Below are 20696 nucleotides of genomic sequence, written 5' to 3'. Positions count from 1 at the left end.
CGCCGTTCGCTGTGCGAACGGCGGGATTTCACTAACTATCCACTACCACCTAACCCTACACATTAAACTCAATTCCACCCCTTCTCCTCCAACCCTCGCTCTGCCGCCTTCTGCTCCGCCTCCTGTTTTGAATTTCCTTCCCCAAGGGCAACCTGCTCATCAGCAAGGAATACACCGACCACGAATCGCTTGTCGTGATCCGGACCACTTTCCTCTACCACCTGATAAACCGGTGTAATCCCGGCATGCTCTTGGGCCATTTCCTGGAAACGACTCTTGGCATCGATCCAGTTCCCTTTTTCTACGATCTCATCAATGCGTGGCGAAAGATGCGCTGCAATAAAATCACGCGCCTTGTCGTATCCCTGATCAAGATAGATCGCACCAATAACCGCCTCGAGCATGTCAGCCAAAATATACTGTCGAGCTCGACCGGTGTCTTTCGACTCCCCTTTTGAGAGCAAAAGAAAGTCATTCAAGTTAAGCTCACCGGCAACATCCGAACAGGTCTGCGCGTTCACCAATGCCGCTCGGTAAGAGGTCAACTCCCCTTCCGGCTTATCCGGATATTTCTTGTACAAAAAATCAGTGATCACAAGCTCGAGAACCGCGTCACCCAAAAATTCAAGTCGCTCGTTATGAGCGGCCCCTGAACGTTTGTGCTCATTTATGTAGGAGCGGTGTGTGAACGCCTGCTGAAGAAGCGATTTATCCTGAAACGTCACTCCCGCCTTCTCCTCAAACTGAGTAAAATCTCGTTCCATGGCGTAGTATGATTAAATTTTCTTTCTCTTCGTTTTATTTATCTTCTTGGAGTATGCTCACTGCTTTGGTGATAAGCGGCACGATATCGTCGTAAAAGTTCAAGTCGGCCACTTCGTCGAGCGTAAACCATCGGGCATCATCGAGTCCGCCAGATTCGGCAAGTTTAACCTCAGTGTATGGTGACTCAGCGAGGAAGTATGTTACGTTCTTTCGCAGTTTTCCTATCTCCGGATCAGAAGCAACATAGCTGTTTTCTCCGAGCTTGGTCTGCACATCAACATCAAGACCGATCTCTTCCTTCACTTCACGCTTTACACCGTCTTCCTTCTCCTCTCCTTCCTGGATTCGGCCTTTACTGAGTGTCCAGTGACCAAAGATATCGTGAACGAGTGCTAAGTACAGCTTGTCGTTATCTCGAGCATACACAACAGCGCCACAAAGAGTTTTCTCCGGCAACTTTGCATTTGGATCGATATTCTTACGCTTGGACGTCTCTTCTTTTCCCGGTTCACCCATTTCTTTATAAACCGCCCCAAGCACACCGTTCACGAACTTACTCGACGTATCACCACCAAAACTTTTGGCAAGCTCGATCGCCTCATTAATAGCTACTTTCGGGGGAACCTCGCTACGATCACCAAAAAGGAGTTCATAGAGGCCAAGGCGCAGAATATTGCGATCGACGGTCGCTATCTTGTCGATCGGCCAATCCGGCGCGGCCTTTTCAATGATGGTATCAAGGTCCTTTTGTTTTTCTATCACGCCTGAAAAAAGCGCTTTGATAAACGTATAATCGCCCATTCCTGGAGCGAACTCCTCAACGTTACGGTCGAGAATTACTACACCCTCCTCCGGGCTTTTGTTGCCGAAATCCCATTCATAGAGAGACTGCAACACGATTGATCGTGAAAGATGCCGATTTGCCATACCAAAACAATGTGAAAGGACAATATTACTCCGAAGCGGAGTCTGCCTCCTCAAGTTTCTTCTGCTGCTTCACCCGCTTTTTTTCAAGCTTTTTCTCAACATCGACCACTTGTCGACCTCGATACTTACCGGTCTCTGCTGTAGCCCGGTGCTTGTAGTGCATCACACCGTCAGTGTCAACGGTTGTTGCCGGCTTTTCAAGTGCGTGGTGAGATCGGCGCATGCCGGTCTTCGATTTTGTTGTTCGCATTCGTACTACCATACGTCGGTCACTTTAGCCTAAAATGTCTAATTGTGCAACCTGTGTAGAGGAAAAAGCCTTTTTCTCAGATATTAAGAGCCCGATCTATGATGTAAGAATTCAACCGCCTTCGGCGACTTCATAGATCCCGGATCAAACGTTTGATAAAACGTTTCCGGTGAATGACACATGGACCATATTTTTTGATTCTAGCCCGGTGCACTACTGTGCCATACCCTTTATGTTGCTCGAAACCGTATTCGGGATACTGCTTAGCATACCGCACCATTGACTGGTCCCGGCGTACCTTGGCAATGATCGATGCCGCGCCGATGATCGACTCAGAGCAGTCACCTTTAATGATCGTCTCCTGGTTCTCGTATTCAGCCGGTGCTTTCAAAGAGCCGTCGAGCAACACTCTTACTTCCTTCGGATCGACCGGCAATTTCCCAAGCACCCGAGCCACCGCAACCTGAAGCGACTTGGTCATACCCCACCGGTCAAGTGTCGACGGCATTACGTGCGTATGCGCGTACATACATACCTCCCCGCCCCTATGCAACACCCGGTGTTGCATAGCCTTATCCGAACTCCGGGGTCTGCTATTTTTAATTTGGGCATTTTCAAGTACGCGATAGATCTCCTCGCGACGTTCCGGCGAGAGCTTTTTGGAGTCAGTTACCCCCTCACAGATGTCCAAAATATTCACTCCTACCGGCACACACACCGCCGCTACCGAGAGCGGTCCGGCAAGAGGGCCACGGCCGGCTTCATCAATTCCTATAAGATATTTGGGCATAAGATGTATATGGTATTATACAGCCATGTCAGATTTTGCTCACCTCCACGTCCACTCCCACTACTCTCTCCTTCAGGCCGTGCCCAAGGTGTATGAGCTTGTAGCGGCAGCCAAAGCAGACGGACAAAAAGCCTTAGCGCTCACCGATGCCGGCAACATGTACGGCGCCATCCAGTTCTACCAAGAATGTGAGAAGAACGAGATCAAGCCGATCCTTGGTGTGGATGCCCACATTGCCCTTCGTGCCCGCACTGACAAGCAGCCGGGAGTGGACAAAGGGTGGCACCGACTTGTTTTGCTCGTTAAAAACCAGGAAGGCTACAAAAACCTCGTAAAGCTTGTAACCGACTCATTTCTGGAAGGCTTTTACTATAAACCTCGCATCGACTATGAATTGATCGAGAAGTACCACAAGGATCTGGTCTGCATCTCCCCGTCTTTCTCAGGTGACATAGCTAAGGCGCTTGAGCATGGCGACACACAAAAAGCAAAAGGGTTGATCGAGTGGTACACCAAGATATTCGGTGATGATTTTTATATCGAGATCTCCAAGCATCCGGAACTTTCAGGTCACGACGAGAAAATGGACCAGCTGGTCAAACTCGCACGCGAGACGAACACACCGATCGTTGCCGCCCATGACGTGTATTACCTCAAGCCTGACGATCGCCGGGCTCGCGAGACACTGCTTGCGGTCCAGTCATCGGGAACCGGAGGTCAAGTCGGGTTCGATGAAGAAGAAGATGATTTCTCCTTTCTCTCACAAGCCGAGATCAAGAAGCGTTTTGCCGACCTGCCGGACGCCGTTGAAAATACCCAGAAAATAGTCGATAAATGCAACCTCGACCTCGAGTTAGGCGGCTGGGTCTTCCCGGAATTTGAAACGAAAAGCGGCAAACCATACGACGAAGAGCTCAAGGACCAGGCCTACGCCGGGATTCCTCGCCGTGAACTCAAACAAACAAATGAAGTGGTAGATCGACTTGAGTACGAGCTCAAAGTTATTGCTGACAAAGGGTACTCGGTATACTTCCTGATCGTGGGCGATCTTTTACGCGAAGCACACGAACGAGGTATTCACACCACTATTCGCGGATCTGTTGCCGGCTCCCTTACAACCTACCTGCTCGGTATCACCAATGTAGACCCGCTCGCTTATAAACTTCCTTTCGAGCGATTCCTGAACCCGGAGCGTCCAAAAGCGCCGGATATCGATATGGACTTTGCTGATGATCGTCGCGACGAGATCCTGGACTATGCTCGAGAAAAGTACGGGATCGATAAAGTCGCCCAGATCGGTACCTTCGGTACGATGATGGCGCGCGGTGCGGTGCGTGATGTCGCTCGTGCGCTTGGCTTCCCTTATTCAAAAGGAGACGAGATCTCCAAACTGATCCCTTTCGGTGCCCAAGGTTTCCCGATGACTATTCAAAAGGCACTCGAACAAGAACCGGATCTTAAAAGAATGTACACCAATGACACCGAGGCAAAAGAGATTCTTGATATGGCGCAAAAGATCGAAGGCTGTGCCCGCCACATTTCGGTCCACGCTGCCGGCGTGGTGATCTCACCCAAGCCTCTCACCGACTACACCCCGCTTCAGTACGACCCAAAGGGAGGTAAGCTGATCACTCAGTTCGATATGCATGAAGTAGAAGATGCCGGCCTGGTGAAATTCGACTTCCTGGGTATCCGCAACCTCGCTATCCTATCGAACGCCGTTCATCGCGTGAAAGACCTTTACAATATCGATATAGATATTGAGAACATTCCGCTTGATGACCCTAAAACATTTGATCTCGTTGCCAAAGGAGAGACTATTGGACTCTTCCAGCTCAACGGGGAGCAGATGACCCAATACCTCATGGAACTCAAGCCATCGACTATTCACGACATCAACGCTATGGTTGCGCTGTACCGTCCGGGTCCGATGGAATCTATTCCAAGCTACATCGAGCGAAAGCATAACCCAAAAAAGGTTACCTATCTCGACCCGCGGTTAAAAGATATTCTTGACCAGTCATACGGAGTGATCACCTACCAGGACGACGTGCTTATGATCGCCATCAAACTGGGTGGATACTCCTGGCTTGAGGCGGACAAACTGCGTAAAGCGATGGGTAAGAAGATTCCGGAGGAAATGGAAGCCCAGCGTGAAAAATTGATGAAAGGTCTTCTCGCGAACGGCTTAGACGAAAAGAAGGCAAACAAACTCTGGGAGTTGATCGGACCGTTCGCTGGCTACGGCTTTAACAAAGCTCACGCCGCCAGTTACGGCCGCGTTGCCTACCAGACCGGCTACATGAAAGCCAACTACCCGGCCGCCTTCATGTCAGCAGTTATGACCGCTGAATCAGGCGACACCGAAAAGATCGCTGCAATTGTGGCTGAATGTTCACGGATGGGTCTTGAAGTACTTCCTCCGGATATTAATGAAAGTTACGGTGACTTTACCGTTGTTACGGACAAAGCCGGCGGAGAGAAGATCCGCTTCGGACTCTATACGGTCAAAAATGTAGGCGAAGGTATTTCGGATGCCATCATTGCTGAGCGCAAACGAGGCGGCAAATTCGAAACCCTTGCCGACTTTCTCACTCGCGTTGAAGACCGCAACCTCAACCGCAAAACACTCGATTCACTTATTAAGGCCGGTGCGCTTGATAAGCTCGGCGAACGAGGCCAAATGCTAGCCAACATTGATTATCTATTGAAATATCACAAAGAAGCCTCGGACCAGCCGGAAGGGCAAGATTCACTTTTTGGTTTAATGAGCGACCAAGCAAGCGTTCCCCGTCTTACGCTGGAAGAAAGCGAACCGGCAGACTTCCAAGAGCAATTGACCTGGGAAAAAGAACTGATCGGTTTGTACATCTCCGGTCACCCTCTTGATTCCTTCAAAGATAAACTTGAGAAACAGAAAGCCTCCATCGCTGATATTATCGAAAGCGGTGTCAAAAAAGAAACTGTGATCCTGGGAGCACTGATCGAAGAGAAAAAGGAAATATTTACAAAAAAGGGTGATCGCATGGCCTTCATCAAGCTAGGTGACTATACCGGAAGCATAGAGGCGGTCGCCTTCCCTTCCGTGTATGAGAAACTTCGAGACAAACTAGAGCCTGACACCTGTGTAGTGATCAAAGGAACCATTACCAAAAGGGACAGTGTGACAAGTATCGCAATAGATAAAGCAAAGCGACTTCGCACAAAAGACAAGGAAGAAGAAGCCGAAGAAAGTGCGATACCCCAAGAAGTTCCGAGCTAAGATCAGAGCTAGAAACTACTAAAGACCAAGGAAGAGTCCGGTACTGAAAAAAGAAAAGCCGCACCATTGCGGCTGTGAGATCATCCTTTTCAGATAGTGCGAATTCACGTACGACTGACCATATGCTCGAATGAGTAATTACGCCATTCGACGATATCGCGGTGAATATCTTCAACAGGAAGCTGGGGTCTCAAATTCCTGGCAATGAGTTCCGCACACCTCCAGGAGCATGTGTCCCATACACCAAGAAGTTCTCGGTCGTCGATCTCATCACCGTCTTTTTTTCCGACACCACGACATTTACGCTGGGCGCTGAGCTCCCTTTGCAAATAAGGATCTGTAGAAATGACCTGCTCGAGACAGACATGGATCTCTGAGTGAGTCATGCGCACCCACCTTCCTGTCAAAGAGGTAACACGAAAAAGATGATCGTAACGTGGTTTGTTAGTAATTTATACGGAGCATTCCTAAAAACGTATTATACCACGAGGTTCACGCACTGTATGGGTATAACTTTGTGCGTTTTCATTTGTAACCTTGTTTACGAGCATCTTTTGCCGACCTGCTTTGCGCGAATGCACTCTATCCGCTATACTTTTCTCATATGTCAGACAGTCACGATAACCAACAGGAAGATATCCAGTATATTCGGCACTCGCTCGCACACGCCCTCGCTGCCGCAGTGATCGAACTATACCCACACGCCAAACCAACGATCGGACCGGCCACCGAAACGGGTTTTTATTATGACTTCGATTTTGCCGACGGCGAACAGGTCTCAGAAGACGATCTCCCGAAGATCGAGGAGAAAATGCGGGAGGTGCTCAAGTCCTGGGACAGTTTCGACGGCGTAGAAGTATCTGTTGAAGAAGCCAAGGAGCGCTTCCAGAACAACCCTTACAAACTCGAACTTATAGACGAAATATCAGACGCAAAAGAGAAGATCACCTTCTATACTTCAGGCACCTTTACTGACCTATGCCGTGGCGGACACGTCGAAAGCGCAGCCAATATAGACCCACGAGCCTTCAAGCTTTCCTCGGTTGCCGGCGCCTACTGGCGTGGCGATGAGAACAACCAAATGCTCACCCGCATTTACGGTCTTGCTTTTCATACCAAACAAGAAATCACCGACCATCTCAAGCAACTTGAAGAAGCTGCGAAACGAGACCACAGAAAACTCGGGAAGGAACTCAACCTTTTTACATTTTCCGATCTTGTCGGACCCGGACTCCCCCTCTTTACGCCAAAAGGAGCGACAATGCGCAACGCGATCATTGATAAGATCTACGCGATCCAAAAGCCATATGGTTACCAGAACGTCTGGATACCGCACATCACCAAGCCGGAACTCTACAAGACCAGCGGTCACTGGGAGAAGTTCGGCGATGAATTATTTAAAGTATACGGCAAGGAATCTGAATTTGTCATGAAGCCGATGAACTGCCCGCACCACACCCAGATCTACGCCAGTAGCGCTAAAAGCTATCGCGACCTTCCTGTACGCTTTACTGAAGCTACGACCAATTACCGTGATGAGCAAACAGGTGAGCTCCTCGGCTTATCACGTGTTCGTTCCCTCACCCAGGATGATGGTCACGTCTTTTGTACTCCGGAACAAGTAGAGAGTGAGATCGACAACATAGCCGATGTCATTAAACAATTCTACACGTCACTTGATATGTATTCTGAAGGCAACTACCGTGTATTTCTCTCTGTTCGTGACCCAAAGACTCCCGATGAATATCTCGGTGATCCTACCCGATGGGACGAAGCCGAACAGACCCTCAAAACTATTGCCGAGAAACGAGGGCTGCCGTACGTTGTTGAGGAAGGTGAAGCGGCATTCTACGGTCCTAAACTTGATTTTATGTTCAAGGACGCCATCGGACGCGAGTGGCAGCTCGCAACCATTCAACTTGATTTTGTTATGCCGGGCCGATTTGAGCTTGAGTACACTGCCGAGGACGGTAGCAAAAAGACACCGGTTATGATCCATCGCGCGATCGCCGGATCGCTCGAGCGTTTTCTCTCAGTTATCATCGAACACTTTGCCGGCGCCTTCCCTACCTGGCTTGCACCGGTACAAACACGAGTCATTCCGGTTAACAGCGAGGCGCATGGCGAGTACGCCAAGACAGTTGGAACATCACTTGAACAAAGCAACGTTCGTGTTGATGTTGACGATAGCAACGAATCGCTCGGCAAGCGCATCCGAAATGCCAAAAAAGAAAAGATCCCGTATCTACTTGTCGTCGGTGATAAAGAAAAAGAAAACGAAACTGTAAGTGCTGAAAGCCGAGACGACGGCGATCTGGGAGCAATGCATATACCGGAACTTGTTGAGAAAATTGGCTAAACAACATAACTAAAAAACCGATCACCGCAAGATCGGTTTTTAACATCATTTTCATTAAAATAAACACTAAAGACTGCAGTCTTTAGTGTTTATTTTTTATTTGGCTTTGGAAGAGTCGCGCGTTTTGACCGCTCTTACACATCCACCTCAGCCTCCTGCGCGTTTGACTGGATGAATGAGCGGCGTGCCGGCACATCAGTCCCCATCAAAATATCAAATATTTTGTCTGCTTCAATACCGTCCTCGACCGTCACCTGCTTCAGCACACGATTATCAACTGACATTGTTGTCTCTTTAAGCTCGTCGGCATTCATCTCACCAAGACCCTTGTATCGCTGGATCGAAACACTTTTCTTCTTTGCTTTAACCGGGGCTTCTTCGCCCTCCTCCACTTCAACTTCCTCTTCCTCAAGAAAGTCATCGATGTTCACCCCTTTTCCGAAGTACGCGTCCTTTTCACCCTCGGTATAGAGATACGTGATCTTCTTTCCTTCCTTTATCTTGTAGAGTGGCGGCAGAGCGATATAGACAAATCCCCCATCAATAAGCGGACGGAAATAGCGGTAGAACAATGTGAGAAGCAGTGTGCGAATGTGTGCGCCATCAACATCGGCGTCGGTTGCGATAATGATCTTGTGGTACCGCAGACTTTCGATATCGAACGTATCACCGATAGCCGTACCGAGAGCGATGACCAACGACTTGATCTCGGTCGAGGCAAGCATGCGATCAAGTCGAGCTCGCTCTACATTCAAGATCTTTCCGCGAAGCGGTAGAATAGCCTGCGTTCGACGATCTCGTCCGGTCTTTGCTGTACCGCCGGCAGAATCACCCTCCACAATAAAGAGCTCAGACTCAGCCGGTTTTCGTGTCTGACAATCAGCAAGCTTCCCCGGCAGAGTCATGCCGTCTAAAGCGCCTTTTCGTAACACGCTGTCTTTAGCGGCTTTTGCAGCCTTTCGCGCCTTAAGAGCAAGAGTTACTTTATTAATGATCGCTTTTGCGTCCTCCGGATGCTCCTCAAGAAATTCAGCAAACGTTTCAGAGAAAATGTTATCGACATAGCTTCGCGCTTCCGGACTGCCCAGCTTCGCCTTGGTCTGTCCCTCAAACTGCACTTCGCGAAGCTTGATCGAGATCACACAGGTAATTCCCTCCAGCACGTCGTCTCCGGTGAAATTATCTTCATCGTCTTTAAGCATCTTATTCGCCCGCGCGTAGTTGTTAAGCGTACGGGTCAGAGCGGTTTTGAAACCGGTCGTATGCGTACCCCCTTCCGGGTTATAGATGTTGTTGGCAAACGAAAACAAACGAGAAGAAATGTCGTCAGCGTATTGCACACTGATCTCAAGTGACTGCGACTCTTCCAGGTCTCGCTCTACGTAATAAATATTCTTATGGATCGGCTTTTGTGTCTGGTTGTAGAACTTGACCAATGAACGAAGTCCGCCTTCAAAGAAAAAGGTCATTGACGGTACGTCCAGGCCCTGGTCCTGCAGGTAGAGCACCTCAGAATCAAATTCTTCATCTGACTTTCTCAAATCCAAAATCGTGATCCGCATCCCTTTCACCAAATACGCCTGCTGGCGAAGATGGTTAATGATCTTATCCCAATTGAACTCCGTAGTTTCAAATATACTACCGTCTGGTTCAAAACTTATCACCGTTCCTGTCTCTTTCGATGAACCAACTTTCTTCACCGCCGCCTTGCGATCTCCCTTTTCATACTCCTGAACATACCGACCTCCATCGCGATGAATTTCTGCCTTGGCGTAGGTTGAAAGTGCGTTTACAACCGATATACCTACCCCGTGCAATCCACCGGAGATCTTATATCCCTCACCACCGAATTTTCCACCGGCATGCAAAGTGGTCATGATCGTCTCGAGCGTCGAAACACCCGACTGCTTATGCTTCTCAACCGGAATACCACGCCCATTATCGGCGACACGGATCCGATTATTTGGAAGTAACGCTATCTCAACAGTATCAGCAAAACCGCCCATCGCCTCGTCCCGAGAGTTATCAAAAACCTCCCAAATAAGGTGGTGCAGACCGTCAGGACCGGTTGTCCCAATATACATTCCCGGACGACGTCGCACCGGCTCCAAGCCCTCAAGCACAGTAATATCCTCCGCACCATAGTGGTGACCACTGCCATTTTTTGCGGACGATTTTGCTTTTTTTGAAGCTTTTGATCCCGCTTTCACATCCGAGCCTTTTTCGGCTTCTTTTTTCTCCTTTTTATCCTTTTGTTGAGCCATAAAATAAGATATCCATGATCAGATATGATCGCTGTGATTTGTACATCCATTATATCACACAGCCACCTAAAAACAACGTAAACGTAGCGGTATTTTAAGGATTATCCACAGTATTGACATAAGCTTCTTGACACCGCTTGATAAGTGTCTATAATCATTGACAGTTGTAGGTCGTATGGATGTGATCTACGTAGTGGCACCTTTTTGAGGGTTTTATCATGTGCAGACAGGTTACTGGTTCATTTCACGATTTGGCAGAACGGGATTGCGACGTGCTCAGCTCGATGTCGCTCAAATGCTGCCCTGGCGGCAGACGACCGCACGACCTGAGAACCGGCGGCAGATCCACTCGTCCGATCCGAGGGATTGATGATCTCGAGCCGGATGAATGCGATGATTCCGGCGCCCGGCTGATCGAACAGATGCTCGATCAGCGCGACGAGCGCGAGGATGAGGACGACTAAACGTCCCGCTTGCCCCCAGCACAAAACCCGCCGCGCGATGCATACGCGACGGGTTTTTCTATACCTAACATTCACTACCTGGTTTTCCACCCTTTCTTTGCATCAAGTGCTTTATATACACTGTCCATTATAACGTTCACCTCTTCGTCGGAGAGCGTTTTTTCAAAAGACTGGAACACGAACCGAAACGCATACGACTTCTCTCCCCCTTCTACCGGTTCATATTCATCAAATAGATAATGATTCACTAAAAGCTTGCCGGTTTCTTCGAGAAGCACTTTTTCGACATCACTTTTACTAACCGACTTTGGTACCCAGAGAGCTACGTCACGCAACATGTACGGATAGACCGAACTTGATAGATAGGTAATATCTCCGGAAAGATCTGTCAAATTATCGTATGTACCAGGTGCCGGTAGTTTCTCAAGTATTTTGTCGATGTTGATCTCGACAACCGGCACATCCTTAGGAAGCACTACCTCTACGCCAAGCGTATCGGTCAGAGCAACCCGTGCTCGATCAAGTATCTCTTGGGTCTTGTAAGCTGACCGTTTTGTTGGGGATGCCGCCAAAGAAAGCATCGTGCGCTCCTCTTCATCACGGTACACATTACCGATCTCGAACAACGCAACCTCACTGATACCAAGCAGGTCAGTGTAGCGTTCATTGTGCTCTAGGGCCTGCGCAACACCGTCGACAAGAGTGTTGCGGACAAACGCCTTATCTTCTGCAAGCGGATTCTCGATCTCAAGCTCGCCCTTTTTACGAAGAGCGTACGTCATCACTTCACTGAATCCGACCTTCACAAGCTCATCGCGAATAACGTTAAGCCAGTAAAAGCGCTCATGTATCGGCACGTCTCCGTCACGGGAAGGAGGAGCGACCTCTGTGATCGTTTCGTAACCATAGATGCGCCCCACTTCCTCTATGACGTCGGGCACCGTGGTGACATCAAGTCGATCGAGCGGCGGTGTTACCGAAAGTGCATCATTACCCTTCTCAACCTGAAACGATAGTCGAGTTAATACATCCACAATATCTTTCTCTGTGACCTCAGTTCCTAAAAGCCTGTTTACTTTATCCGCTGTAACAGACACACTCTGCTGCTGAACAGGGTCCGGGTACCTATCAACAACGCTGCGTACTGCTGTGTTGTCAGTTCCGGCTATATCCTTCAGAAGTACAATGAGAGCATTCATTGCCATCGGAGCTAACACCGGTGATATTTCGTTCTCGAAGCGCTTGCTTGAGTCTGTCGCCAGCTTCAATGCCTGCGAGGTCTTGCGAGTCAACACAGGGTCAAAGTTCGCCGCTTCGAGTATCACCTCAGTTGTCTTATCGGAAACAGCGCTGTCTTCACCCCCGATAACACCTCCGAGCGCGAGAGCGATACCGTCTGCTGAAGCATCGGCGATAACCGTCGACTCTTCAGGGAGATCGTACTTTTTACCGTCGAGCGCCCGCATTGACTCTTCTTTTCTGCCAGCACGAACTTGGATCATATGCGAACCGCTTGTTTGACCAAGCTTTGCCGCATCAAATGCGTGGAGCGGCTGGCCGGTTGAAAACATAATATAGTTTGCAGCATCGACAACTGCATTCTTTGGGCGAAGCCCGATCGAACGCAACCTGTCCTGAAGCCACGCCGGAGACTCCTTGCAAACAAGACCGTCAAGATGAACACCGACATACCGACGACAACGTTCCGGCTCATCGATCAATACCGAGAGTGTTTCCGGCTTTTCTGAAGGCTCCCTTTCCGAAAATTCGAGGTCCGATTCATAGTCAGTAAAGGTAAGACCGAACAACACCGCGATCTCTCGAGCAATACCGCGGTGCGAGAGGCAGTCGTGCGCCCGGTTCGGCAACACATCAATATCGAACACGGTCTCCACCTCTCCCCCTTCTACGACCTCATCGAAAAGCGTGCCCGGGGCTGCATCTGAATCGAGCACCCAAATACCGTCTGACTCTTTCTCAAGTCCGAGCTCTGCCTTTGAGCAGATCATACCACGAGACTCCACGTCGCGGATGGTTGCCACTTTGATCTCCATTCCATTCGGTAGGACCGTTCCAATGGTTGCCACCGGCACCAGCGCACCCTCACTGAAGTTAGAAGCTCCACAAACTATTCTGTGCTCTTCGCTGTCGCCCAGATCTACAATAATAAGCCGAAGCCGGTCTGCGTTCGGATGCTCTTCGATGCGAACAACGTGCCCCACAATGACTCCCGGGTATTTCTTGCCGACCTTTTCAATACCTTCTACTTCAAAGGCGCGCATCGTCAACTCACGAGCGATCTCATCGGCAGGAGGAAGCGGTTCCTGTATAAAATCCTGTATCCAGTCGTAACTTACCAACATAGCTAAAATTGATTTACCACCCTCAGATCTCCCGTATACAACTTACGCACATCATCAATACCGTACTTAAGCATTGCAAATCGATCGGTTCCTCCACCGAACGCAAAGCCTTGCCATTTCGCCGAATCGAGTCCCACATTTGTGAGCACATTCGGATGCACCATTCCTGCACCCAAAACCTCGATCCAGCCGGTCTGCTTACAAACCCGGCACCCCTTGCTCTCGCAGAGAAAACACGATATATCCATTTCCACGCCGGGCTCAACAAACGGGAAATAACTCGGTCGCAGTCGTGCGTGAATATCCGCATGAAAAAGTTTTTGAAAGAAAGTCGTAAGTGTTGTTTTCAGATGCGCCATTGTTATGTCTTGGGCAATAAGCAGACCCTCAACCTGGTAAAACTGCGCCTCATGGGTCGCATCGGTTGCTTCATTTCGAAATGTCTTACCCGGGGCAATAATACGCACCGGTGCACCATGCTCCTCCATGTGCCGAATCTGGATCGGTGACGTGTGCGTGCGAAGAAGCTTGCGCGGATTTTCTCCTTTCAACCAAAACGTATCCCACATATCTCGCGCCGGATGGTGTGGTGGAATATTGAGTGCGTCAAAATTATGCCACTCGTCCTCTACCTCGGGACCGTCGACTACTTCAAACCCAAGATCAAAAAAAATATCGTTGATCTGTCGGTTCATTCGCGTAATGGGGTGGTAGTGTCCTTCGGTCATAATAGGCTTTATTATACAGAAAAAAGCGGTTTGGTGAACCGCATTGGTGAATCGCATAGAGCGTACCTGTACCTATGCAACACCGGGTGTTGCATAGGTGACAAAGATGTTAAAATTAAAAAACATATGGCTATTCGAGAAGTTCCTCTTGCGACACATGAGTTCTACCACGTATATCAACGCGGCATCAATAAACAACCCATATTTGAATTGAATGGAGACAAAGCCAGATTCTTACTGCCGATCCTGGCAAGCCAGTCGCTTAAACGTATTTCTAATCCTTCTCTCCTATCATTGCGATACATCAAAACAAGATCATTTGGCATTACCCAACCAATTGCAGATGACATAGCCACTAACAGAGCTGTGAGTCTCGTTGCCTTTTGTATTATGCCAAACCATTTTCACATGATTTTACAACAACTGGAAGACGGTGGCATTAGCCAGTATATGAAACGAGTTTTGAACAGTTATGCTAAATACTTTAATACGAAATATGATAGATCCGGCCACCTATTTGAAAAAGAATTCCAAGCCCAACACATTAGCTCAAACACACAACTTCTTCACGCCTCAGCATATATTCACCGAAACCCTAGAGAACTAAAAGGATGGGCGGGAAAGGAGCATCGATACGAATGGTCGAGTTTCCCTGACTATACATCTTTAAACCGATGGGGACCTTTGTTGGATCAAGCTGTACTACTTGATCAATTCAAAGATTCGACTAACTACGTCGACTTTGTAAACACGAGCCCTGCAAAAACCGGCTTTGAATAAAGCATCCACCAACCTATGCAACACCCGGTGTTGCATAGGTTTCTGTACTATTTACTAACTGAATTGTTAAGCTCGTGAGCCACCTGTCAGATTCGAACTGACGACCTACGGTTTACAAAACCGTTGCTCTACCAACTGAGCTAAGGTGGCTGATCTTTTACTTCGAACTCTTCGAATTCAGTGCCCGCATATACGGCGAAGCTTCTTTCTGCATCCGTCGCTCACGACGCACCTTGTGTCCACGCAGGGTCACAACTAAATGCATATACTGAATATAACACTTGTAACATCCCGTAACCGTAAACTCAAGCAATAACTCCGGTAAATACCCGAACACGCCTCTCTCTACCCGCCGAGACAAACGATGAGTGAGTCTTCCTGAGCGGTAAAGACATGTTAACACAGCATTATCCAATACACCCACTAAACTTCTAAAACGCCCTCTTTCCTGGAGACGTTGAGCTTCGTGCCACTGCCTCCAGATCATACCGGTAATACCGAGTATAGATACAAAAAGGAGAACTGTGGATATAAGAGATAATGTCGTCATAACAAGATCGTGATGCTTGCTCGCTTCATACAGGCAACGCCGTCACCTGTCAGCACACTGCTACTTGATCGAAAAGCGCGTGAAGCGAGTAACGTCAATATTCTCTCCGAACTTCTGAACCGCCGCCTCGACAAGATTACCGATCGTTTGATCAGGATTCTTAACAAATGGCTGCTCCATCAAAACACTTCCCTTGAAGTGTGCATCTAATTTACCCTGCATGATCTGCTCATGCTTCTCGGTCGGGGTCCCCTCCAGCTCAGGTTTGATCGCTTCCTCTACTTGCGTTCGCTCCTCTGCAGGTATCTCCTCTTTCTTAATGTACTGCGGGTTCTCAGCTGTTATGTGCATTGCAATATCGTATGCAAGCTGCTTGAATTCCTCGTTGTTTGCAACAAAGTCAGTCTCGCAAGACAACTCAACAATAGCGCCAACCGTGTTCGTGTTGTGAATGTATGCCTGAACCACACCCGCAGCAAGTTCACGCTCAGATTTCTTTGCCGCAGCTTCTTTACTTTTTCTCTGAAGGATCACTTTCGCCTTCTCTGCGTCGCCTTCAGCCTCCTCAAGCGCCTTCTTACACTGCATGATAGATACCCCGGTTTCTATCCGAAGTGCTTTTACATCTTCTGTCTTGATATCACTCATAAAGTACGTATTCGTTATGACGTCTGATAAGATCTTTTTTCTCGCGCAACCTACTTTAGGCAGCTGCTACTTTGTGGCGCTTAGCCGGAGCCTTTTCGCCCTCATCTGCATTTGCCTTTGGGTTATTCTCTGCAGCTTGTGCCTGACCTTCCTTTATGGCGTCTCCGAGCAAACCAATGATCAGGTTAATAGTTGATTTTGAATGGTCGTTGCAAGGAATAGCATGATCAACTTCTGAGATATTGCAATCAGTATTTGCAAGCGCAACAATAGGCACGCCTACATGCAGCGCCTCGTCGACGGCTATTTGTTCCTGGGTTGGATCAATAACGACCAAAACACTCGGTAATTTAGTAAGTTCGGTCATTCCACCGTAAAACTTTTCGAGATCAACGATCTCACGATCAAACGTCAACTGCTCTCGTTTTGTATATTTTTCCAGATCGCCCTTCTCGCGCTCATCACGCAAACGTATAAGCTTATCAACCTGACGACGGATCTGGGCAAAGTTCGTAAACGTCCCACCGATCCAACGGCCAAGTACGTAGGGCATGGCTACCTCCTTGGCAACACGCTCTACCGCTTCTTGTGATTCTTTCTTTCCACCAAGAAATTGGATCATTCCTCCTTTGGCAGCAATATCTTTAAGGAATGCCTGTGCGTCCTCAATGGATTGCTTTGTATGCTCAAGGTTGATTATCTCTTGATTATCTTTTACACCATAAACATACCGCTTCATGCTCGGGTGACGACGTGCCTTCCGATATCCTAAATGAGCTCCGACCGAAAAGAGCTCCTTGATCACGTCAGTTGATGTGTCTGTTTTAGCTGTCATAATAGAGAAAAGTTATCACACATCGCAAAGCTTTGCAATCTTCATTAGCTTAGAAAAACCTGCAACCTGTCAATTAATTATTCTTGGTCAAACCCCTGCTGAACATCATCGATGATCTCTGAAAGATACTCTCCGCTTAATTTACCTTCGACATTCGACCAACTTTTTTTGATTCGATGGTCAGTAATGCGATCCTGCGGAATATTATAGGTACGTATCTTCTCTGAACGGTCTCCGGTACCGATCTGACCTGATCGCTCAGAGGAAAGAGACTCGGCCTCAGCTTCTTCTTGTTGGGCTTCGAGCTTCGCCTGAAGTGCCTGCATGGCTCGTTCGCGGTTTGCAGCCTGGCTACGCTCCGCGGTCGAGCGGATAGTAATGCCAGTCGGCTTATGCACTACTCGCACAGCGGTCTCTACTTTGTTTACATTCTGACCCCCGGCGCCGCCGGAGCGAGAGAAATCAATTTCAAGATCCGCCGGATTTATCTCAACGGTCTTCTTCGGCCGGATCGGCAGCACTGCGACCGACGCGGTAGATGTGTGTGTACGCCCATTCTTCTCCGTGCTTGGTATACGTTGAACACGATGCACACCGGTCTCGAATCGAAGTGCCTCGAAACACCCTTTGCCGTTTATTTGAAAACTCGCCTCTTTATATCCGCCAAGGGCGCTCTCAGAAATATCGATCGGGTTCACCTTCCAACCCTGTAGTGTCGCATATCCTTGATACATTTCTGCCAATTCCCGCGCAAATAAAGACGCTTCATCTCCACCTGCACCGGCACGAACCTCGAGCATTAACTCGTTCGGCAGATCTTCCTCCTTCTTGTCTGCCTCGAGGATCTCATCCATCTGCTTCTTTACCTGTTCTTTTTGCTCACGGATCGAGGTGAGTTCCTCTTTGGCAAGATCACGCATGGATTCATCGCCTTCGCTCATTGCAATGAGTTCTTTCTCTTCCTTCTCTAGCTTTTCATAAATAGAGGCGAAATAACTTGTTTTGTGATTGTCTTTATAGGGTGCAAGATCCATAAGTCAGATCGTATAGGCACAGCCTGATACAACCGCCTAATATACTGAAAAGCGGCTGTGAGCTAGCGGTCGTTATGATTGTGCGTCAACATCAATGGAGATACTACCTTCACTGCTGCTTGATGTTGCCTCTTTCTTCTCTTCTTTCTTAGCTTTCTTTTTTGCAGATGAGGCAGAAGCCTGCGCTTTTTCTCGGCGCTGCTTGAACCGTTCAACTCGTCCGGTTGTATCAAGAACCTTGTCCTGTCCGGTATAGAAAGGGTGTGACGCGCTTGAGATCTCGATCTCGTAGAATGGGTACTCTTTGCCATCTTCCCATGTATCGGTTTCGGTCGTCTCTACTGTAGAACCAACCAAAAAACGCTCACCGCTTGAGGTGTCTTTGAAAATGACGAGACGGTAGTTGTCTGGGTGAATTTCATTTTTCATAGTTTTCAAAATGTAGCACATTATTATTACAATCGCAACAAAACCTAGTTATTTTGCAACGGATCGATCATATTCTGCTGGATATCTTGCACTTTATTCATTACTTGATCTCCATAAAAAGCATTTTTCGGATTATTCCAATTGCTTCCGGCATAGTATTTAAGCGCAGCTGTTCGCTCTGCGGTGTACGTCCCTGCTCCTGCGCCAAGATCACTAAGGTAAAGGGAGGAGGCCATAAAGGCGTGTGAGGGCTCCCACGGGTCAGGAGTAGCACCGGTTGCCGCCCTAATACGTGGCGCGTACTCAAGCCACGTGGTCGGTATGAACTGTGCCGGACCCATCGCGCCACCCCAACCATTCCCCCACGGACACGAAAGTGGCACGCCGTCAGGACTTATCCCTAGGTCGGACGTTATTTTCTGAAAGTTCGTTTGGTCATCTCGCCATGAGTTGTCATTTGGCCCGGGCATAATATCACGCCACGTTTGAGAATCACCCGGTCGATTGCAGGTTCCTACATTCTGACCAAGCTCGGATTCCTGCTGAATGATCGCAAGCAGGAACGCGGGTCGAACGCCGGTCACCTGCTGAGCCTGGTTTGCAAGTGTCAGTGCTCGGCCAAACGGTATAGCCGCCGAGTCTCGAAGCGCGAACAGTGCGCTGCGGATCTCATTTGCCCGCCTTTCTCTTTCCGCGATGACCGATTCATAGGTTTGCTCTTCTCCTCGTTTAATGGACAACAATCGCTCTAACTCTGACTGGTTCGCCAGGATCTTATTTTTCTGCGCCTCGATAGCCGCCCGTGCGTTACTGACCTCGTCACGTTCTCCTGAAAGCTGTTGACGCTCTTCCCTGTTTTGCTGCTGGAGGTCTCGTATATCATCCAGCGACACATCTAATGCTGATCGGATCGAATCAAAGTCATCAAGCTGCACAAAAAAATCAGTCAAATTCTCGTGCGCTAAAAGCACTTCTATGAGCGACAGGCTGTCCATTTCATCCGTCTCACGCATGAGCTGCCCGAGTGATTCTTTACTCCGAGAGATCTTCTCATCAAGTTCCTCGATCGTAAGAGTGCGATTCGTTATATCCTTACCAAGCTGTTCGATCGTGATCTCCATCCGGCGGATCTCAAGCTGTGCTTGATTGATCTCTCCTTCTAGAATAGAGATGTCGCGCTCGATCGACGACGATTCAGCGCGTGTTTTATTGAGTGCTTGCTGTTGCTGCTGTATCTCCTTTTCAACCTGATCCAGCTCATTACGGAGTCGCACTTTGCGCTCCTCAATGCTTTCCTGAGCATTTACTTCATTTATCCAGGTTTGGCCGGCTACACCTATAACCAAAACTGCACCAGCGACTATGCCGAGCAGTGCTAAATGATATGCTCCCAAATACAACAAAGGCCGTGTCTTCATTACACGGCCTATAATACCACAGGAGAATGCTAAAAAATAGCAAGAGAAATAGCAAGAAAAAAAAGCGAGTTCCTGACAAAAGTCTGCCAAAAAGTTTGGTAGAGGGTCTACCGGAAACTGTCTACTCCTTGTCTCCGGATTTCTCACCCTTCTCTTCGCCTTCTTCGGCGCCATCAGCTTCCTCCTCCTTGCCCTTGCCTTCAACCTCAATATCATCAAGTGACATCTCACTCTCAGCCGGCTCTTCTGGCTCTTCCTCTCGCGGCTCATTAACCAGTACAACAACCTCTTCAGGGTCAGTTACCAACTCAACTCCTTCCGGAAGCGCGATATCCTGTGCGGCGATCTGGCTTTCAAAATCATTGAGTAATGAAACATCCACATCAATATGACTTGGCAGGTTTTTGGGTAGCGCACTGATCTCTAGCTCGTGAAGTACTTTCACCATCATACCGCCGAGCTCTTTGACCGCAGGAGCCTCACCAACGAATTCGAGTGACACACTGACCTCGATCGGCTTTCCGCGTTCGAATACATAAAAATCAGCGTGGATAGGCGCGTCAGTTACCGGATCAAGCTGAACATCGTAGATCAGCGTATCGATACTGTCCCCTTTATCCGGATCTTCCAGTGAAACTACTGTTGACTCTCCGGCTTCTCGCCAAGCACGAATGAATTCTGACTTCTCGATCATAATGGGAGTTGCCTTCTCTTTCTTTCCGTAATATACAGCCGGCACTAAACCTTGTGCCCGAAATGAATCAGGATTTTTCGCCGTGTCCCGGAGTTGTGTTTTAAGCGTTATCATAGAGGCCTATTATAAACACAGC

General features: G+C 48.5%; 17 protein-coding genes, 1 tRNA gene and 1 pseudogene. 4 read left to right on the top strand and 15 right to left on the bottom strand.

Going from position 1 to position 20696, the window contains the following annotated elements; translation table 11 throughout:
- Positions 1-68 precede the first annotated feature (68 nt).
- The 4 genes from rnc to WD312_03900 all read right to left on the bottom strand — a co-directional run bounded on the left by rnc (position 69) and on the right by WD312_03900 (position 2732).
- A complete protein-coding gene (gene rnc, locus WD312_03915) occupies positions 69-764 on the bottom strand; it encodes a ribonuclease III (protein ID MEX2564234.1) in 696 nt (231 codons plus the stop codon).
- A gap of 34 nt (positions 765-798) precedes the next feature.
- Entirely contained in the window at positions 799-1692 is an 894-nt protein-coding gene (gene nusB / locus WD312_03910) for a transcription antitermination factor NusB (GenBank protein ID MEX2564233.1), read from the bottom strand.
- A gap of 25 nt (positions 1693-1717) precedes the next feature.
- Complete coding sequence (gene rpmF, locus WD312_03905) at positions 1718-1942, bottom strand: 50S ribosomal protein L32 (GenBank protein ID MEX2564232.1); 225 nt, start codon at positions 1940-1942, stop codon at positions 1718-1720.
- A 130-nt stretch (positions 1943-2072) separates the two neighbouring features.
- On the bottom strand, positions 2073-2732 hold the full coding sequence (locus WD312_03900) for a ribonuclease HII (GenBank protein MEX2564231.1): 660 nt from the start codon (positions 2730-2732) through the stop codon (positions 2073-2075).
- A 25-nt stretch (positions 2733-2757) separates the two neighbouring features.
- Here WD312_03900 and dnaE point away from each other — a divergent pair, with 25 nt between their 5' ends.
- A complete protein-coding gene (gene dnaE / locus WD312_03895) occupies positions 2758-5994 on the top strand; it encodes a DNA polymerase III subunit alpha (protein ID MEX2564230.1) in 3237 nt (1078 codons plus the stop codon).
- Positions 5995-6098: 104 nt separating this feature from the next.
- Here dnaE and WD312_03890 read toward each other — a convergent pair whose 3' ends face one another.
- Positions 6099-6380, bottom strand: coding sequence for a hypothetical protein (locus tag WD312_03890; GenBank protein MEX2564229.1), 282 nt, complete (start codon positions 6378-6380; stop codon positions 6099-6101).
- A gap of 218 nt (positions 6381-6598) precedes the next feature.
- Between WD312_03890 and thrS the strand changes: the two genes are divergently transcribed.
- Positions 6599-8353 (top strand): threonine--tRNA ligase, encoded by a 1755-nt coding sequence (thrS, locus tag WD312_03885; protein ID MEX2564228.1) that lies wholly within the window; start codon positions 6599-6601, stop codon positions 8351-8353.
- Positions 8354-8487: 134 nt separating this feature from the next.
- Here thrS and WD312_03880 read toward each other — a convergent pair whose 3' ends face one another.
- Positions 8488-10617 carry a DNA topoisomerase subunit B gene (locus tag WD312_03880; protein ID MEX2564227.1) on the bottom strand — a complete coding sequence of 710 codons (2130 nt, stop codon included), beginning with the start codon at positions 10615-10617 and terminating at the stop codon, positions 8488-8490.
- Positions 10618-10868: 251 nt separating this feature from the next.
- Here WD312_03880 and WD312_03875 point away from each other — a divergent pair, with 251 nt between their 5' ends.
- Positions 10869-11081 carry a hypothetical protein gene (locus WD312_03875; protein ID MEX2564226.1) on the top strand — a complete coding sequence of 71 codons (213 nt, stop codon included), beginning with the start codon at positions 10869-10871 and terminating at the stop codon, positions 11079-11081.
- A 74-nt stretch (positions 11082-11155) separates the two neighbouring features.
- On the opposite strand, the gene pheT is transcribed toward WD312_03875, so the two are convergent.
- Together pheT and pheS are read right to left on the bottom strand one after the other, a co-directional pair.
- Positions 11156-13444 (bottom strand): phenylalanine--tRNA ligase subunit beta, encoded by a 2289-nt coding sequence (gene pheT, locus WD312_03870; GenBank protein ID MEX2564225.1) that lies wholly within the window; start codon positions 13442-13444, stop codon positions 11156-11158.
- Positions 13445-13446: 2 nt separating this feature from the next.
- Positions 13447-14229, bottom strand: a complete 783-nt coding sequence (gene pheS, locus WD312_03865) for a phenylalanine--tRNA ligase subunit alpha (GenBank protein ID MEX2564224.1) — start codon at positions 14227-14229, stop codon at positions 13447-13449.
- A 69-nt stretch (positions 14230-14298) separates the two neighbouring features.
- Here pheS and WD312_03860 point away from each other — a divergent pair, with 69 nt between their 5' ends.
- Positions 14299-14952 carry a transposase gene (locus tag WD312_03860; GenBank protein ID MEX2564223.1) on the top strand — a complete coding sequence of 218 codons (654 nt, stop codon included), beginning with the start codon at positions 14299-14301 and terminating at the stop codon, positions 14950-14952.
- Between the two features lie 77 nt (positions 14953-15029).
- On the opposite strand, the gene WD312_03855 is transcribed toward WD312_03860, so the two are convergent.
- From WD312_03855 to WD312_03825, 7 genes and pseudogenes are all read right to left on the bottom strand, one after another.
- A tRNA-Thr gene (locus tag WD312_03855) sits at positions 15030-15102 on the bottom strand.
- A gap of 460 nt (positions 15103-15562) precedes the next feature.
- Positions 15563-16150, bottom strand: a complete 588-nt coding sequence (gene tsf / locus WD312_03850) for an elongation factor Ts (GenBank protein MEX2564222.1) — start codon at positions 16148-16150, stop codon at positions 15563-15565.
- Between the two features lie 55 nt (positions 16151-16205).
- On the bottom strand, positions 16206-16985 hold the full coding sequence (rpsB, locus tag WD312_03845; GenBank protein MEX2564221.1) for a 30S ribosomal protein S2: 780 nt from the start codon (positions 16983-16985) through the stop codon (positions 16206-16208).
- Positions 16986-17062: 77 nt separating this feature from the next.
- Positions 17063-18019, bottom strand: a complete 957-nt coding sequence (locus WD312_03840; GenBank protein ID MEX2564220.1) for a PCRF domain-containing protein — start codon at positions 18017-18019, stop codon at positions 17063-17065.
- A gap of 186 nt (positions 18020-18205) precedes the next feature.
- Positions 18206-18448: pseudogene (locus tag WD312_03835) on the bottom strand (type B 50S ribosomal protein L31).
- 44 nt (positions 18449-18492) lie between these two features.
- Positions 18493-19866, bottom strand: a complete 1374-nt coding sequence (locus WD312_03830; GenBank protein MEX2564219.1) for a lytic murein transglycosylase — start codon at positions 19864-19866, stop codon at positions 18493-18495.
- Positions 19867-19987: 121 nt separating this feature from the next.
- Positions 19988-20674 carry a 50S ribosomal protein L25 gene (locus tag WD312_03825; protein MEX2564218.1) on the bottom strand — a complete coding sequence of 229 codons (687 nt, stop codon included), beginning with the start codon at positions 20672-20674 and terminating at the stop codon, positions 19988-19990.
- Positions 20675-20696: the final 22 nt, after the last annotated feature.

It is taken from the genome of Candidatus Paceibacterota bacterium, assembly GCA_040905715.1.
Lineage (GTDB): Bacteria > Patescibacteriota > Minisyncoccia > Phycocordibacterales > CSBR16-193 > JBBDHZ01.
This window is presented reverse-complemented; position numbering and strand designations above follow the sequence as displayed.